Annotated in this window: 12 protein-coding genes and 3 pseudogenes; 14 read left to right on the top strand and 1 reads right to left on the bottom strand. The window is 65.1% G+C overall.

Features of this window, described 5'->3' with window-relative positions; all coding sequences use genetic code 11:
- Nucleotides 1–2 precede the first annotated feature (2 nt).
- From HFP15_RS35715 to HFP15_RS35695, 5 genes and pseudogenes are all read left to right on the top strand, one after another.
- The gene (locus HFP15_RS35715; RefSeq protein WP_168521834.1) at nucleotides 3–1,088 is read left to right on the top strand and encodes an iron-containing alcohol dehydrogenase; all 1,086 of its coding nucleotides are present in this window, start codon (nucleotides 3–5) and stop codon (nucleotides 1,086–1,088) included.
- Nucleotides 1,089–1,120: 32 nt separating this feature from the next.
- A complete protein-coding gene (locus tag HFP15_RS35710) occupies nucleotides 1,121–1,795 on the top strand; it encodes a class I SAM-dependent methyltransferase (protein ID WP_168521832.1) in 675 nt (224 codons plus the stop codon).
- Nucleotides 1,785–2,597, top strand: a complete 813-nt coding sequence (locus HFP15_RS35705) for a class I SAM-dependent methyltransferase (RefSeq protein WP_168521830.1) — start codon at nucleotides 1,785–1,787, stop codon at nucleotides 2,595–2,597. Before HFP15_RS35710 ends, HFP15_RS35705 begins: the two co-directional genes overlap by 11 nt.
- Nucleotides 2,598–2,634: 37 nt before the next feature.
- A pseudogene (metK, locus tag HFP15_RS35700) lies at nucleotides 2,635–3,844 on the top strand (methionine adenosyltransferase).
- Nucleotides 3,844–3,975, top strand: a pseudogene (locus HFP15_RS35695) (carbohydrate kinase family protein); the annotation flags it as partial. The pseudogenes metK and HFP15_RS35695, both read left to right, overlap by 1 nt.
- A 413-nt stretch (nucleotides 3,976–4,388) precedes the next feature.
- On the opposite strand, the pseudogene HFP15_RS35690 reads toward HFP15_RS35695, so the two are convergent.
- A pseudogene (locus tag HFP15_RS35690) lies at nucleotides 4,389–4,904 on the bottom strand (transposase); the annotation flags it as partial.
- A gap of 667 nt (nucleotides 4,905–5,571) precedes the next feature.
- Here HFP15_RS35690 and HFP15_RS35685 point away from each other — a divergent pair.
- From HFP15_RS35685 to HFP15_RS35645, 9 genes are all read left to right on the top strand, one after another.
- Nucleotides 5,572–6,234: a TetR/AcrR family transcriptional regulator gene (locus HFP15_RS35685; RefSeq protein WP_168521826.1), complete on the top strand. Its 663-nt coding sequence runs from the start codon at nucleotides 5,572–5,574 to the stop codon at nucleotides 6,232–6,234.
- 65 nt (nucleotides 6,235–6,299) lie between these two features.
- Complete coding sequence (locus tag HFP15_RS35680) at nucleotides 6,300–7,061, top strand: enoyl-CoA hydratase/isomerase family protein (RefSeq protein WP_168521824.1); 762 nt, start codon at nucleotides 6,300–6,302, stop codon at nucleotides 7,059–7,061.
- Entirely contained in the window at nucleotides 7,058–8,614 is a 1,557-nt protein-coding gene (locus tag HFP15_RS35675; RefSeq protein ID WP_168521822.1) for an AMP-binding protein, read from the top strand. Before HFP15_RS35680 ends, HFP15_RS35675 begins: the two co-directional genes overlap by 4 nt.
- Before the next feature lie 75 nt (nucleotides 8,615–8,689).
- Nucleotides 8,690–10,261: an ABC transporter substrate-binding protein gene (locus tag HFP15_RS35670; RefSeq protein ID WP_168521820.1), complete on the top strand. Its 1,572-nt coding sequence runs from the start codon at nucleotides 8,690–8,692 to the stop codon at nucleotides 10,259–10,261.
- 93 nt (nucleotides 10,262–10,354) lie between these two features.
- A complete protein-coding gene (locus HFP15_RS35665) occupies nucleotides 10,355–11,263 on the top strand; it encodes an ABC transporter permease (RefSeq protein WP_168521819.1) in 909 nt (302 codons plus the stop codon).
- Nucleotides 11,264–11,274: 11 nt separating this feature from the next.
- Nucleotides 11,275–13,269, top strand: a complete 1,995-nt coding sequence (locus tag HFP15_RS35660; protein WP_168521816.1) for a dipeptide/oligopeptide/nickel ABC transporter permease/ATP-binding protein — start codon at nucleotides 11,275–11,277, stop codon at nucleotides 13,267–13,269.
- Nucleotides 13,262–14,044 carry an ABC transporter ATP-binding protein gene (locus HFP15_RS35655; RefSeq protein ID WP_168521814.1) on the top strand — a complete coding sequence of 261 codons (783 nt, stop codon included), beginning with the start codon at nucleotides 13,262–13,264 and terminating at the stop codon, nucleotides 14,042–14,044. Before HFP15_RS35660 ends, HFP15_RS35655 begins: the two co-directional genes overlap by 8 nt.
- A gap of 83 nt (nucleotides 14,045–14,127) precedes the next feature.
- Nucleotides 14,128–15,846, top strand: a complete 1,719-nt coding sequence (locus HFP15_RS35650) for a CocE/NonD family hydrolase (RefSeq protein WP_168521812.1) — start codon at nucleotides 14,128–14,130, stop codon at nucleotides 15,844–15,846.
- Between the two features lie 29 nt (nucleotides 15,847–15,875).
- Nucleotides 15,876–16,922, top strand: a complete 1,047-nt coding sequence (locus tag HFP15_RS35645; protein WP_168521810.1) for a phosphotriesterase family protein — start codon at nucleotides 15,876–15,878, stop codon at nucleotides 16,920–16,922.
- Nucleotides 16,923–17,092: the final 170 nt, after the last annotated feature.

The raw sequence follows: 17,092 nt of genomic DNA, 5'->3' as shown, positions 1-17,092 counted from the left end.
CCATGGACACCGTCAACCTCACCGCTTCCTGGAACCCAGTCCGAGTCCAGGTGCAGCCCGGCGCGATCCAACACGCGATCAACCGCGCTCCCCACCCCGCCGTGGCCATCACCGGGCCACGCCTGCGCGATCAGGTCGCCGCCACCGGCCACGCAACCGTCGAATCGGCGCACTGGGCCGCGGTACAGGCGCTAGCCGCCGATCTCCGCCGCCGGGACCGACGCTGCGTCATCGCGATCGGTGGTGGCTCGGTGATGGACGCCACCAAGGTGGCATGTGCGATGGCAGACACCCCCGAGACCCTCGACGCCGATCTCGACGACCTCGTCGCCGGGCGGGTGCCGCTTCGCCGAACGAGCCAATTATGGGCCATCCCCACGACCGCCGGCACCGGCAGCGAGGTCACCAAGTGGTCCTCGATCTGGACCGAAAACGGCTGGAAGGTGAGCGTGGAAGGCCGTGCGCTCTATCCGGATACCGCCATCCTTGACTCCGCTCTGACCGCGTCCATGAGCGCGCGCCTCACCGCTGCAACCGGACTTGATGCGACGGCGCACGCCGTCGAGAGCATCTGGAGTACCAATCACCGCCCGGAGTCCGACCAGCACGCCACCGATGCGCTGCGACTCATCGCCGCGCACCTGCCCCTTGCCGTCTCCGCCCCAGATCCCGAGCACCGGGCGGGCATGAGCATCGCGGCGTTGCATTCTGGTCTGGCCTTGAGCTGGTGTCGTTCCACCGCACCACACGCGCTGAGCTATCCGCTCACCGGCCTCCTCGGCATCGAACACGGTCTCGCGGTCGGCCTCATGCTGCTAGCCGTGCTTCCAGTCACCGAGCACCTCGCCCCCGATCGGGTTGCACTGGCAGCGCAGGCCCTTGGCGTCGCCGGCGCCGATGGGATCGCGGCCTTCATCCGCGACGTCTTTCACCGCGCGGGGCTCGGCACCCGGCTGCGCGAGTTCGGTGTCACGCCGGAATTCCTGGAGGTGATCACGGGGACCGCACTCACCCAACCCCGCTTCGCCAACCACCCCGGTCGCCTTGCCGCAGAAACGATCCACGAGGCCCTGAACAACATCCTCTGACGATAGAACGAATCACCCTGGAGGCGCTTTCGATGCGCGACGTCGACCAGCTACTCGACGAGCAACAACGGTTCTACTCGGCGAAATCGGAAGAATATGTTGACTGGATCCGCAACTACATGGATCCCGTGCGCCCGCATATCGAGAAGCTCGTGCACGCCAGCCCCCTTTCGGGGTCCATTGTGGAGCTTGCGCCGGGAACGGGCTACTGGACTGAAACACTCAGCGACCTCGCCCACGACGTGACCGCGGTCGACGGATCCAGGGAAATGCTCGACATTGTGGCCCGCCGCAAGCTGCCCAACGTCACGCTCGTGCAGGCCGACTTGTTCGCCTGGCAGCCCGACCGGAAATGGGACTACGTCTTCTTCGTGCACTGGCTCGCGCACGTGCCTATCGAGAAACTCCCAGGGTTCTGGAAAACGCTCGATCAGGCCCTCAAACCTGGCGGACAGGTCATCTTCGTCGACGTCACCGCCGAGGAGCAAGCTATCGAAGAGGACGTGGGGGTCGAATCTTCTGTCCCAGTGGTCACCAGAAGCCTCGACGACGGCCAGAAATTCACCGTGGTCAAGACCTATTGGGATCCTGACGAGTTGATTTCCCTTCTGTCCAGCTGGGGCTGGACAGCAACCGCCACCCCCGTGGCCCGCAACGAGGGCCGTGGATTCGTCTACTACACCGTGGAGCGCACCCGTGATCACTGACCTGGCCAGCTATGACCCCGAACTCACCTACAACACCGCCGCGCACGACTACGATGCCGCCCTTGAGCAGTTCTGGGGATTCTGCGCCGGCAACACCATCGAACGCCTCGCGCTGCAACCCGGCGATCGTGTGCTCGATGTCGCCTGCGGTCCAGGACCGGCCACGCTGCGCGCCGCCGAACGCGTCCGCCCCGACGGCAAGGTCGAAGGCGTGGACATCTCCGAGGAGATGCTCAGCATCGCGTGCGATCACGCCCGCGCACTCGGTTTGGACAACATCACCCTGACCCGCGGCGACATGGACGCTCTCCCTTACGAAGCCGAGTCCTTCGACGCGGTCACCATGGTGCTGGGTCTCTTCTTCGCCAAGGACATCGTCGGCACCCTCGCCGGCTTGTGGCGCCTGGTGCGGCCTGGCGGGACCCTGGCCGTCACCACCCTGGGACCGAAGTTCTTCTATCCCATGTTCGACGTCTTCCTGGACGCTGTGCGCGCAGAACGCCCGGACCTCGAACTGTCCATCCCCTGGCAGCGCACGGAAAACCCGGACACCCTGCGCACCATGCTGCTCGATGCCGGCGTTCCCGACCCGACCGTCACCGACGAGGTCACCCCCATGGACCTTCCAGATCCGCAATCATGGTGGAGCATCGTGCGCGGCACCGGAATCCGCCGCATCGAAATGGAACTCGACGAGGACACCTCGGCCCGGATTCGACACGCCAACGAACAGTGGATCACCGACCAGAAGTTGACCAGCCTTGTCCTCGGCGTCAACTACGCCACCGCCACCAAGAAATAGGCGCCACGAAGAACACAGGAGAACGAGGTGATCCAGCATGACCCCGCAACGGCTCTTCACGTCCGAGTCGGTGACCGAGGGACACCCCGACAAGATCTATGACGCCGTCAGTGACACCATTCTCGACGCCCTGCTCGGACAGGACCCTCGCAGCAAGGTCGCCGTGGAAACGCTGGTGACGACCGGGCAGGTGCACATCGCCGGGGAGGTCACCACCACCGCGTCGGTCGACGTTTCCTCGATCGTGCGCGACACGATTTCTCGGCATCGGATACGACTCGTCGGCCAAGGGATTCGACGCAACCACCTGCGGGATCAACGTCGCGCTCGACGCCCAGTCCACGGACATCGCCCAAGGCGTCGCACAATCCCACGAACAACGCACCAACAGCCACGCCGACGACCTGGACCGGCAGGGCGCCGGCGACCAAGGGCTCATGTTCGGCTATGCCTGCACCGACACCCCCGAACTGATGCCGCTGCCCATCGCACTGGCGCACCGGCTGTCCCGGCGGATGGCGCACGTCCGGAAAGTAGGTGAGGTCCCGTATCTGAGGCCAGACGGCAAGACCCAGTTCACCGTCGAATACCTGGGCGACCGGCCAATCCGGCTGGACACTGTCGTACTGTCCACCCAGCACGCCGACGGTATCGATCACGATCACATGTTGGCCGTCGATCTCCTGGACCATGTGCTCAAACCGGAACTCGACGCACTCGCGGCCGGCGGGCTCGCGGTGGAACTCCACAAACCGTCGGTATACGTCAATCCGACCGGACGATTCGTCATCGGCGGCCCGCAGGGCGACGCCGGCCTCACCGGCCGCAAGATCATCGTCGACACCTACGGCGGGATGGCACGACACGGTGGCGGCGCGTTCTCCGGCAAGGATCCGTCCAAAGTAGACAGATCTGCGGCGTACGCGATGCGATGGGTCGCGAAGAACGTGGTCGCCGCGGGCCTGGCCACCCGGATCGAGGTGCAGGTGGCCTAGGCCATCGGCAAAGCCACACCGGTGGGCCTGTTCGTCGAGACCTTCGGTACCGAGACGGTCGACCCGTCGAACATCCAAAGCGCGATCACCGAGGTATTCGACCCGCGCCCCGCCGCGATCATCCGGGACCTCGACCTGATGCGGCCTATCTACGCGCAGACCTCGGCCTACGGGCACTTCGGGCGTCCCGAACTCGACCTGCCCTGGGAACGCACCAACCGGGCCTTAGCGCTCGCGGAACTGGTGGAGTGATGACCGGCCGTATCGCCGTGACGGGATCGATCGCCACCGATCACCTGATGGAATTCCCCGGCCTGTTCACCGATCACCTGGTAGCCGACCGTCTCGACACGGTGTCGTTGTCATTCCTCGTCGACGGACTTCACTCGAATGTGCATGGCGAGGAGTGAGTGTTCGATGATCGGTCGTCACACGATTTTCCCTGGGGCAAATCTGGGGCACGGGTGCGCGCTGAACGACGTCGAACGACGCCGAACTGCATTGAACGGCAGCGCTTTTCCTGCGGTTTCTCTGTTTCCGCAGGTAGAAAGGTCTAGGCCACCTTACTGGCAGTGAGGGGGTCAGGGGTTCGAGTCCCCTTAGCTCCACAGTTTTTCTGATCGCCCGGCGCTGCGGTTTCCGCAGGTCGGGCGTTGTTTTTAGGTGCGCCGAAAATCTGTCCATTGTGGATTCGGTTTCAGTTACCGCTCAGTAGGTGGAGCAAGTCTGGAGCAGGCCATGACCCCGTTTCAAATGGGGGCACCGAAACCGCTCCAAGCGGGTCACCTAGCTAACCGTGTCCTTTCGCGCCTTTCCCGGCGGACAGGCGCTGCCAGGCGCGTTTCGGCAACCGCCCGATGAGTTCGTCGGCTCGGTGGGTGCCGGTGGCGGTCGTGACCCGGTGGTCGCAGGCCACTGCCAGCACGTGCCCGGCCTGCCGAGCTTCCAGCTCCCTGCGCAGCTTCCGGTTGGCGCCATCAACCTCATCGCCAGCGACCCATTGCGCGGGCACCCCGGCATCCAACGCACGCACGATCATAAGGGCGGTCAGTTCGGGCTTGGTCGCGAATGCGGTCTCGGCGGGCACTCCAAGTTTGGTGGTGTAGGTCAGAAACACCCCGACCTGGCTGTTCTCGATCCGTCCGGCGGTGCCGGTGTACTGGCGCTGCACCCCGGCCGTGCACGCACCGTTCTTGATGTCGCCGGTCCCGTCCACCACCAGCATCGCCTCGTGGTCGCCGAGATGTTCCACCGCGGCATCCCGCACGTCATCACGCACTGCATCGGCGTCCCACACTGCCCGCGTCAGCACCGGCATCCTCGCCCCGCCGCTGGCGCCAACATATGACGCTGGGGCAGGCCCGGGATTCCGCGAACACCGGAACGGCGGCCTACGGCGGAGCTGGCACCGTCGCCGCCCTACCAGTCGCCGTCACCCAGAGTCACCTTTGCGGTTTCGGTGGCCGGGCTGGCGGTATCCGTCGCCCCGAACCTTGGCGTGAGGGGCCTTCACGCAGACCGGCAAGCCGATGACCAGCAGGTTCAGGTTCGTACACTGGCTTGTTGGGTGCACAAGTCAAACTAGCCTGCTGACCTGCGAAAAAGGTCCAAGTAGTTGATCTGCATTTTGGGGTGGCGTTTCCGTGAGCGCTCCTCTCCGAGGCGGGCGTACGGGGTGTCCACGCGACTGGGGACCAGTAGCGCGTCGTGGCACGGCTTGCCGTCGCGATGCCTGGCATGGGCGGATCGCTGGACATCATCAGTAAGACTCCGCCACTTGACACCCGTTCCGGCCCTGAGGTTTACTTCTCAAACACGATCGATCGATCGATCGTGTTTGACAGAGAGATATGGCGCGGTCGCTGATCGGCGGTTCAAGGTTGGCCCGCGCATGCGATGCGGACGTCGCTCGTGGGGCGTTCCGAGGTCGTGGAACGCGACAATCCTGGTGCCGATCCCGACAGGAGTGGAATCGAGTCATGGTTCGCAAACTGAACGAACAGACGCGGGAACGCCTCAGACTCGCCGCCGTTGAATTGTTCGCGTCGGCGGGGTTCGCCGCTGTCGGGATTCGGGAGCTCGCGAGCGGCGCGGGCGTGAGGACCGCGACGCTCTACAACTACATGTCGGGCAAGGAGGATCTCCTGGTCGACATTATGCAATCAATTATCGACCCGCTGGCCGAGGCTGCGCGCGAAGCGATGGAAACGTACTCCGATCCGCGCGAGAGGCTTGTTGCTCTCGTCGAGATGCATGTGTGGGTGCATGGCGGGCGGCGCCGGTCAACTCTGGTGTCGGACACGGAACTGCGTTCCCTCGGCGAGGTCGCTCGCAAAGAAATGAGCCTCAAACGCGACGAGTACGAAAAGCTCTGGCGCACGGTGGTTCAGCAAGGTGTCGAAGCCGGGATATTCGACGTCGACAATATAGTGATCACCACCACCGGGCTGCTCACGCTGGCGACTGGCGTCGCGTATTGGTATCGGCTCGATGGCCCCATACAGCTGCCCGATCTGTGCGCCCTGCAAGCCGATCTCGCGCTCAACCTCGTCCGAGCCCAAGGCGCGAACGGGCCCGTCAGACGATCCGATCTCAATGTCGGGCCCCCCATAGAAGTGCTGCCGCCCGACCCTGCGCTCTGAATTCTTCCGGCACATCTCCTGTCCGATGTGAAAATCTCCCAAAATACCAGGAGGACGGCTCCTCGATGAGCGGACCCATTGTCCTTTCCCGTCACGGCCATGTCGCGGTCATTCGGATGCACGTCCCGTCAAAACTGAACGCTCTGAACCCGGCTGCCGTCGAGTCGCTACTGGACGCCGTCCGCACGGCATGTCGCGCCGACGACGTACATGCGATCGTCCTCACCGGAGGCGAAAGCGCCTTCTGCTCCGGCGAGGACCTTACGGCCGCCGGTGGTCTGACCGCCGAAGAATTCAGCGAGCAGGTCGACAATTTTCAACGGCTCACCCGCGTGCTACTCGAAACGGACAAGCCGACGGTGGCCGCCGTCGCCGGAGTCGCCATTGGTGGTGGGCTCGAACTCGCATTGAACTGTGATATGCGTATGTCATCCTCGAACGCGCGCTTCCGTTGCCCCGAGTCCCAGCTGGGCATGACGGTGAGCAACGCATCCTCCTTGCTGTTACGCCGTTGCGTGGGCGAGGGCTGGGCCCGGGAGCTCATTGTTTTCGGGCGGGTTCTGGACGCCCAGACCGCCCTCTCGGTCGGCCTCGTCACGCGGGTCGTCGCCACCGGAACGGTGGTGGCCGAGGCGATTCAAGTCGCCTCTTCCATCGCGGCGGCGCCCCGCCACTCCGTGGCCTACGCCAAACAGCTGCTCCGTGCCGCGACTCCGGGCTCGGAGAAGGCGCTCGAACTCGAATCGAACCTGTTGCGTGCCGCGTTCCGGGCGCAGGAGACCACTGACTTGATCGCGTCGTTCAACAAAGGCCGGAAGCAGCCATGACCGGGAAAACCGTCTGGGAGACCCTCAGCCTGGCCGCGCAGCGGTGGCCGGACCACACATTCCTGCGAACACGGGACGGCGCGCTGTCCTACAGCCAAGTGCTGGCCAAGGGCAACGCGCGAGCCGAGGGGCTCCTGATCCGTGGCCTGCGCCCCGGCGACCACGGGATCATCGTGATGCGCAACAGCCTTGACCATGTCATCACCTGGTTCGCCCTCAACGCTCTCGGCGCCACGGCGGTGCCGGTCAATCCTCGGTTGACCGACGAACAGCTCGCCCATCAGGTTCGTGTGGCCGATGCCGCCGCGGTCTTCGCGGACGACGACGAAGCCCACCGCTTGGACCTCCTGCTCACGGGGCAGCACATCAGGGTTGCCGCTGCCCGCCACGTCGAGGGGGGTGCCATCCCGGACACCTGGTGCCCGCTCACAGACCTCGACCATCCGGTGTCCGCGCCGCACGCGACCAACCATGACTCGCGGCCTGGTACCAGCGCGATGGTTCTGTTCACCTCGGGCACGACCGGGCCGCCGAAAGGCTGCATCCTGTCCAACCATTACCTTGTCCGGCAGGGTGAACTGCTGGCCAAATACCTGGAACTGCGCCAGAGCGACGTTCTGTACTGTCCCTTCCCGCTGTTTCACGCCGACGCAATCACCTACACGATCATGGCCGCGCTGGCCGTCGGAGGCACGGCCGCGATCGGCCGGAAATACTCGACGACGGAATTCTGGGACGAGATCGCGTATTTCGGGGCGACCGTGTTCGACTTCATGGGTGCGACCCTGACCATGTTGCACCACAGGCCGAGCCAGGCGAACGATCGCGAGAACACGGTGCGCCTGGCATGGGGCGTTCCGGTGCCTCCCTTCGCTGCCGAGTTCGAGCAGCGGTTCGACCTTCGCGTCGTGGAGCTCTACGGATCGACCGACGCCGGAATGCCCATAGCGCACCCACTGCACGAGCCACGCCGGCTGGGATCGTGCGGACAGGTGATCCCCGAGTACGACATCCGTGTCGTGGATTCGCGGGGAGCGATCGTCGAAGCCGGCGAGGTGGGTGAACTCGAAGTGACCTCGCGCGAGCCGCATCTCCTGTCGGAAGGCTATCGGGGAATGGCTGAGGCGACCGCCGCGTCACGTCGAGGCCGCTGGCTCCGCACGGGTGACCTGGTGCGCCGTGACGAGCAGGGCTGGGTCTACTTCGTGGGGCGCGCAAGCGACGTAATTCGACGCCGGGGCGAGAACATATCGGCCATCGACATCGAATCGGCCATCGAGAAGCACCCGGCCGTCAGCGAGTGCGCCGCTTACGGAGTACCGAGCCCCATGACCGAAGACGACGTGATGCTGTCCTATGTGGTCACGGCGGGCGAGACGCTCAGCCCCGCGGCGCTGGCGGCCTTCTGCACCGAAGTGCTACCGGCGTTCATGGTGCCGCGCTACTTGCGTCCACTCGACGCGCTTCCCCACACACCGACCGAGAAGGTCGCCAAGACCACGCTGAAACGGGAGGGAGTGACCGCGGATACCTGGGATCGAGAGCGCGCATGACTTCGCGGCCACTGCTGACGCTCGCGACGCACATCGTCGACACCTTGGAATACTTCGAATAGACGGAGGAGGACCATGAAAAAGAAACTCGTGGTCATTGCATGTCTGGGATTGATCGCAAGTCTCTCCGCGTGCGGAAACGGCGGTGTCGGATCAGAGACGCCGGCGGTGGACGCAAGAATTGTGTATGCGATACCCTCGGATCCGGGGAATCTGGACCCACAACTCACCTCCGTCGATCTCAACCGTGAGGTCGGCCGACTGGCCTATGATTCCCTCGTTTACCGCGACGGCAAGGGAAATCCGGTTTCCGGCCTGGCGTCCTCCTGGCACGTCGGGGAGAACGAGTCCACTTTTGAGATCACTCCCGGCGTCACCTGCTCCGACGGGAGCGCGTTCACCGCCGACGTCGCCGCGCAGAACCTCAGGTTCATGATCGACCCGCACAACGGATCGCCGTACGCCAGCTCGTTCCCGGCCGGCACCACGGTTTCAGCCAGCGCGAGCACGGTGACGATCAAGACGCCGACAGCTCCCGCTTTTCTGCTTGTCAACCTGGCTGACATCCCCATGGTCTGCGCGGCGGGCCTGCAGAATCGAGGCCGCCTCGCCTCGGCTACCGACGGCACCGGTCCCTATGTGCTGAGCGACTTCAAAACCGGCTCCAGTTACAGCTTCACGCGCCGCGACGACTACAAATGGGGCCCGAACGGAGCGACGACCGCCGAAAAGGGGCAGCCGAAAACCGTCGAGCTGAGAATTGTCGCCAACGAGACCACGTCGGCTAATCTTCTGGTCGCCGCTGATGTCAACATCGCGGTGATGAGCGGGTCGGACGGCGACCGCCTCCTGAGGATGCCCAACCTGTTCCACAAGAACCAGCAGGTCTTGCGGGGTCTCATCGCCTACAACGAGGCGAACGGCCGCGTGACACAGGACGAAAAGGTACGTGAGGCGCTGTCTCGCGCGGTGGATTTCGATGCGGCGATGAAGATCATCACGGGCGGTCGCGGCGAAGTGCCCACCAGCCTGCTAGCGGTGACCCCCAAGGTCTGCCCCGAGAACACCGTGAGCGGCAATCTGGCCGCCCGGGATGTCAACCTCGCCAAGAGTCTCCTCGACAACACCGGGTGGGTCGCGGCCGGCGATGGCAAGAGGGCCAAGAACGGCAAGCAACTCAGTATCGACATTCTCACTCCGAGCTATGCCGGGAAGGCTTACACCGACGGGGCCGAGTACATCGCGTCCCAGTGGCGAGATCTCGGCATCGACGTTGCCGTCTCCGCCGTCCCGAGTGCCCAGCTCAACGATCGGCTGTTCAAGACCGCCGATTTCGATGTCTCCCTGGTGGGAACCGGGGAGCGGACACCGAACCAGAACAGCCAGTACTTCTTCGGTAAGACGCCCCCAAACGGCACGAATTTCGCTTCGTTCAGCAACCCGACCTATGACCAGACGGTCCAGGGGAAGCCTCAAGTCGACACCGCGGCCGAATGCGCTCGCTGGAACACCGCCGAAATCGCTCTGTTCAAGGAGTACTCCTTGATCCCGTTCGCCAATGTGGACGTGCCGGTATTCGGCAACAAGGTCACGTTCGACATTGTCGGCAACTACCTGGTGCCGACGTCGCTGCGAGCCGTGAGCTGAACCATGACGACCATGGCACCTGAGGTGACGTCCCCGGCCCGCCGGTCAAGGCGGCGGGCCGGGGGGTTGGCCGCTCGCGTCAGTGTTCTGCTCGTGCGCTTCGTCATCTCCCTCTGGGCGCTGGTGACCCTGACGTTCCTGATGGTGCAACTGGTGCCCGGCGACCCGGTCCGTGCCGCCTTGGGAATGAGCGCGACGCAGGAGGATGTCCAGCGAATGCGTGACCAGTTGCACCTGGACGATCCATTGCCGGCCCAATACTGGCATTACCTGAAGTCGACGCTTTCGGGAGACCTCGGGGAATCGATCATGCGGCAGATCCCGGTCTCGCAGATCGTCGACGGGGGACTGTGGAACACCGTCTCGCTGGTCCTCGCCGCGTTCGTGGTGGTTGTGATCGTCGCGATCCCACTCGGTGGTCTTGGCGCCGCCGCCTCCCGGTGGCGGCGCGGGCGGGCCGTCGATGTGGCCTTCACCGGCGCCACGACGATCGGTGCCAGCCTTCCCGAGATCGTGCTCGGCGTCGGATTGGTATACGTGTTCGCCGTCAGCAATCCATGGCTGCCGATCGCGGGGAAAGGTGGCCTCGAGTCCTACATACTCCCCGCCGTTTCGCTGAGCTTGGTACCCGCGCTGACGCTCGCGCGAGTACTCCGTTCCGAAGGCAGGGCCGTACTTTCCCAAGAGTACATACGCACGGCGCTGGCCAAACGGCTCTCCGGACCGCGGCTCCACGGCCGGCACGTCCTGCCGAACGTGATGCCCGCCGGTCTCACTGTCGGTGCGCTCCTGCTGGGCGGAATGCTCGCGGGCACCGTCCTCATCGAAACCGTGTACTCCTGGCCGGGGCTGGGCACCGCGTTCGTGCAGGGGATCCAGGACAAGGACTATCCCGTCGTCCAGGGCATCGCACTGATTTACGGCTCGATGGTCCTACTCCTCAACCTCGGGATCGATCTTCTGCTCGCCGTGATCGACCCCCGAACGAGCAACCACCGATGATGGAGACAGTCGTGGACGGAAACGACGCCACCGCACAGGGCATCGTCACGGGCGGCCACCATTCCCAGGCCCGCGCGCGAAGCCGGGTGCGGTGGCTCCCGCGGCCCCGGACCGCGGGAGTCCTGCTCATTTTGCTCTGCCTGCTGCTTCTCGTTCTCCTACCGGAGCTCATCTGGGGACACAGCGCCAGGACACCCGCGCCTTCAGCGCTGAACCAGGCGCCCTCCGCCGATCATTGGCTGGGCACCGACGCTCTGGGACGCGACGTTCTGGAGCGCACCCTCGTCGCTGGACGGCTCTCCATCTCGTTGTCGGTGCTCGCGCTCGGCATCGGCGTCGTCTCGGGGCTGGTCCTCGGCGGCCTCGCCGCCGCGGCCGGCCGGCGGATCGCGACCGTGATATCCGGGACGATCGCCGTGCTGGTCGCTTTCCCGTCACTCATGATGGCATTGTTCCTGGCCGTCATCTTCGGCTCCGGAGCGGAGGGCAGCACACTCGCGATCGGCTTCGCCCTCACGCCCTACTTCGCCAGGGTGACCGAGAACGCGTCCAGGACGGCGCTCGTCAGCGACTACGTCGCCGCGGCCAGGTGCCTGGGCGTCCGGGGCCCGGTCTTGTATGCCCGCCATGTGCTGCCAAGCGTGTCCGGCCCCGTGCTGACCAGCGCCAGCGTGTTTTCCGGCACCACCCTCCTGGCCTTCGCCAGCCTTTCGTTCCTGGGCCTGGGTGTCACGGACCCGTCGATCGACTGGGGCAGCATGTTGGACAACGGATTGGGCCAGCTCTACACCAATCCCGCGCTGGCGCTGGGGCCGAGTCTCGCGATCGTGATCGTGGCCATCGCTTTCAACACCATCGGTGAAACGCTGACCAGTGATCGCCGGCGACGTCGGACCGTGCATGGCCGGACGGCTCCGCCGGAACGCGTCAACGACAACCGGAAAGATGTCGGCGCCGGCCTTGGCCCGTACCTCCTGCGAGTCGAGGGCCTGGCGGTCGAGGCGGATGGTCTCCGGGGCGGGAACGCCCCGGTCGTCGACTTCGGCCTCTCGTTGCGGGCCGGCGAGCGGGTCGGCCTCGTCGGCGAATCCGGGTCTGGCAAGAGCCTGTCGATCGTGTCCCTGATCAAGCTCGACGCTCCTGGGACGACCGCACACGCCGACGTGCACTACTTCGACGGAGACGACCTCAACAAGATCCGCGCGGGCCGTGTCCTTCGAAAGCGACTCGCGGGCCGGATCGGCCTGGTCGGTCAGGACCCGATGTCAGCGCTGAACCCCGTGGTCGGCATCGGCTCGCAGATGGTGGAAGAGACGGTGGTGCACGGACATCGCTCGCGCCGCGATGCGAAACGGCTGGCCGTGCGGGTGCTGGAGGCCGTGGGCATCCAGGGCGCCGGCGATCGGCTGCGGTCACGTCCGCACCAGTTTTCGGGTGGCATGCGGCAACGCGTCGCCATCGGGATGGCCCTGATGGACGATCCGGCCCTGATCGTCGCCGACGAGCCGACGACGGCCCTCGACGCGACGGTGCAGCTGCAGGTGCTCGAGTTGCTCCGTAAGTCCACTGAGGACACCAACGCCGCGCTGCTGCTCGTTTCGCACGACCTCGGGGTCATCGCGAACCTCTGCACCCGTGTGTTGGTGATGTACGGGGGCCGGATCGTCGAAGAGCTCGAGGCCGGGGATCTCCGGCGTGCTCAGCATCCCTACACCCGCGCCCTCGTCGAGTCCGTTCCGGATCTCGAGGCCGCTCGCGAACGGCGGCTGAACACCATCCCCGGCAGGCCACCGGAGCCTGCCAACAGGCCTGGCGGTTGCGTTTTCGCACCCCGGTGCCCGCGCGCGCAAGCGGACTGCGTCGAGCGCGTGCCACAACTCGAGCAGTCGGGTCCGAGCCGGGTCGCCTGCTTCCACCCGATACCGGATGGACGATCGCCGGGCACCACCCTCAGCGGACCGCGCCGCGACGGCGGCTCACACGAGGGGAGCAGCGCCCATGCCTGACCTGAAGTTCGAAGATGTCGCCATTTCCTATGGCCCTCCGGGCGCCCCGCCCGCCGTGCGGAACGTGACGCTGACTGTGCGGGCGGGCAGCACCTTCGGCCTCGTCGGCGAATCCGGGTCCGGAAAGTCCACTCTCGCGCGGGCCGCCGTCGGTCTTGTCGCCATCAACCACGGCAGGATCACGCTCGGCCAGCGGACCATCGCCGACGCGTCGACGCGGCACCGGCGGGCACAACCGGCTCGTACCGTTCAGATGGTTTTCCAGGACTCCGCGGGTGCGCTGAATCCCCATCGCACCGCGGGGCAGTCCATCATCGAGGGCATAGCCGCGAGTGGGCAGGTTCCGAGGAGCGACTTCCGCTCGGAGCTCGAACGCGTACTGGATCTGGTGCACCTCCACCGACGCCATGCCGACCGCCACCCGCCGGAGCTGTCCGGCGGTCAACGTCAGCGAGTGGCCCTGGCGCGCGCGATCGCCGCCCGGCCCGAGGTCATCGTTGCCGACGAAGTCACGTCCGCGCTGGATGTCTCCGTGCAGAGCGCCATCCTCAACCTCCTGTGCGAGCTGCAAGAACAGCTGGCCCTGACGGTCCTGTTCATTTCGCACAACCTCGCCGCCGTTCGCTATCTCAGCCACCAGATCGCGGTCATGCGTGACGGCGAAATCGTCGACGAGGGCCCGGCCGCCACGCTGCTGGCCGACAGCAGCGTCCCCTATACCCGAAAACTCGTGGAAGCCGTCCTCACGATTCCGCCGCTTGCCGCCACGCGATAAGGGAACCCGACATGTACATCAACAGCGAAGTACCGGCCGCCGCCACCACCAGTATTCCGCGACCGGCGTCTCGTTACGTTCCGATGGCTGACGGAACCCGGCTGGCGGTCGACCTGTGGACGTGGAACGAGCACGAGCGGCGACCGGCCATCGTCTGGTTCACCCGTTACTGGCGACGGTCGACCGGCGCCGAAGCGGTCTCCGAGACGTTCAAAGACGCGATCTCGTACTTCACCGGGGTCGGATATACCTTCCTCGTCGTCGACGTCAGGGGAACGGGAGCCTCCTTCGGCCAACGCCCCACGGAGTGGGCCAGGGCGGAGATCGACGACTACGGAGTCGTCATCGACTGGGTGGCGAACCAGCCATGGAGCAACGGAGCGGTAGCCACCCTGGGGACGTCGTATTCCGGCAACGCCGCCGAACTCGCCACCCTGACGAGCGGTGCGCCGCTGCGCGCGACGGTTCCCCGATTCACAGACTTCACCGAATATCTCCACGCCTTTCGCCCCGGCGGCCTCGTCAACACGGTGATCAGCGATACCTGGATGACGCTGACCCGTGCTCTCGATCGGAACAACGATCCGGCAGTGCCGGAGCTGGCCGGTACCCTCCAGCCAGGAGAGTCCGTCTGTCCGGTCGACGGTGACAACGGAACCCTGCTGGCGCAAGCCGTCGCCGAGCATCGCGTGAGCGGCGATGTGTGTCAGACGCTCGAAGCACTGCGGTACGCCGACGACCCGTTCACCTCAGACGAGACCGGAACGACCCTCGAGGATGTGAGCCCGTCGACGCTGTGGCCGGCGATCGACGCGCGGCAGGTCCCCAGTATGCACTGGGCCAGCTGGTACGACGGCGGCACCGCCGATGGGGTCATCACCAGGTTCATGACCTATCGGACTCCGATGGTCGGGGTCATCGGCGCCTGGAACCATGGAGCGAGTACCAACGCCAACCCGTTCGGCGCACGCGACACGGCGCCGCCGGAACCGTCCAGGGCGGCCCAGTACGCCGCCATCGATACCTTCTTGCGGCCACTGATGGCCGACCGGCCGGGCGCCTCGCCGGAGCGGGTACTGGAATACTTCACGGTAGGCGCCGATGTCTGGCGAAGCACCGAATGCTGGCCGCCCGCGGGGCACATGCCGTGGGTTCTCCAGCTGACCGAGGGCAACGGACTCACGCCCGAACCACCCGTCGTCGAGGGAGCTGATCGCTATTCGGTGCACCCCTCGGCCACTACGGGAACCAAGAACCGGTGGCACACACAGCTCAGTGCTCCTTTGGACTACGGAGACAGACGCCTCGAAGACGAGGGGTTGTTGGTCTACGACTCCGAGCCTCTCGAATCGGACCTCGAGTTCACCGGGTCGCCCGTGGCACACCTGCACGTGTCCGTCGACGGATCCGACGGGGCCATCTTCACCTACTTCGAGTCGGTCGCGCCGGACGGAACCGTCACTCTCCTCAGCGACGCCTGCGCTCGGTTGAGCCTCGCCGGTTCGGAGCGGGACAGCGCGACATACCCGGGACCCACGCCCACGTTCACCAGAGCGACCCGGCGTCTCATGGTTCCCGGTGAGCCGACGCTGATCAGGATTACCCTGCACGCCCTGTCCGCCGTCGTCAGCAAGGGACACCGGCTCAGACTCGCCGTCGCCGGCGCGGACGTCGACACGTTTTCCGCGGACCAGCTCAGCACGCTCATCACCATCCACCGGTCCCCGCGGCACCCGTCCTACCTCTCGCTGCCACGAATCCACGATGTGCGTGGCGACGCCGAAGCAACGACTTGGGACTAGAGATGCCAGACACCGCACCCGGGAGTGTCATGACCGTCAAAGGGACGGTGAGCGCATCCTTGCTCGGAGTGACCCTACCGCATGAGCATCTCTTCCTGGACCTGAGCACCCCTTATGACCGGCCCGAGATGCGCGCGCCCAGCAGGTTCGCTTTTCCTCAGAACGACGTACAGCGCAGGGAATGGGAAGAAGAGTTCACCGCGCGACGCGCGAGTCGACTGCGTAAGCGGCTGTTCGGCGGCAATCGCGACATGCTACGACTTGACGAGTTTTCCGTCGCGGTGCGGGAGGTCACCGATTTCTTGGCGCATGGCGGCGGCACCATCGTCGATGTGACGAGCCGGGGTATGGGACAGCGGCCCGGCGATCTGCTTCGCTTGTCCGACGCCACCGGGGTGAACATCGTTCTCGGCACGGGTTTCTATCGTCGCGCCTATCATCCCGACGATATGGACTTGATCGGGACCCGGGAACTCGAAGAAATCATGGTGCGAGATCTCCGGGAGGGAATCGACGGCACTTCGGTGCGGGCCGGGCTCATCGGCGAGATAGGCGCCGAGCACTTCGACGACAACGTCGAGACGAACGAAATGCGCGTGCTGACGGCCGCGGCCAGAGCCAGCACCGCTACTGGTGCCGCCATCTCGCTGCACAACCACATCGGACGACCCGACCTGTGGCACAAGGGGCCCGATCATCTTGAGCGCGCGGGAGCCGATCCCAGCCGCGTGGTCATCGGACACGTCACTGGCGTCGACCTCGATGTCGTCGAGAGCCTCTTGGCGAGAGGTGTTTACGTCGAGTTCGACACGCTAGGACTTCCGCTGATGCTGGACGTACCTCAGGTGGACACTCGAACGAATGTCGACCTCATTGTCGAACTTGTCGCACGCGGTCATGTCGAACGTATTCTCATGTCCCAGGACGTGTGCACCAAAGCTCAATTGCATGAATACGGCGGAAACGGATACGACTATGTGTTGACCGACGTGGTTCCCTACCTCGAATCGCGAGGCCTGACATCCGCAGATATCGACACCATCATTCGCCGTAATCCCGCCAGAGTCCTGTCCTAACGCCGAATCAGACTGACCAGGTCGCGGGGTCGTTCGAGGCCAAAGGGTCTGTCAAACGAGCGGTGTAACTCGGGTTGAAGGGGAACTACTTGCGTCCGGCGGCCAGACGGCCGTCGAAGGCGATCTCGAACGCGTTCAGCGCGGGTTTCCACCGCATCGTCCAGCGTTTC

Origin of the sequence: Amycolatopsis acididurans (assembly GCF_012328925.1) — a bacterium.
Classification (GTDB): Bacteria; Actinomycetota; Actinomycetes; order Mycobacteriales; family Pseudonocardiaceae; genus Amycolatopsis_E; species Amycolatopsis_E acididurans.
Note: the sequence above shows the minus strand (reverse complement) of the source record. Positions and strands in the feature narration are given on the sequence as shown.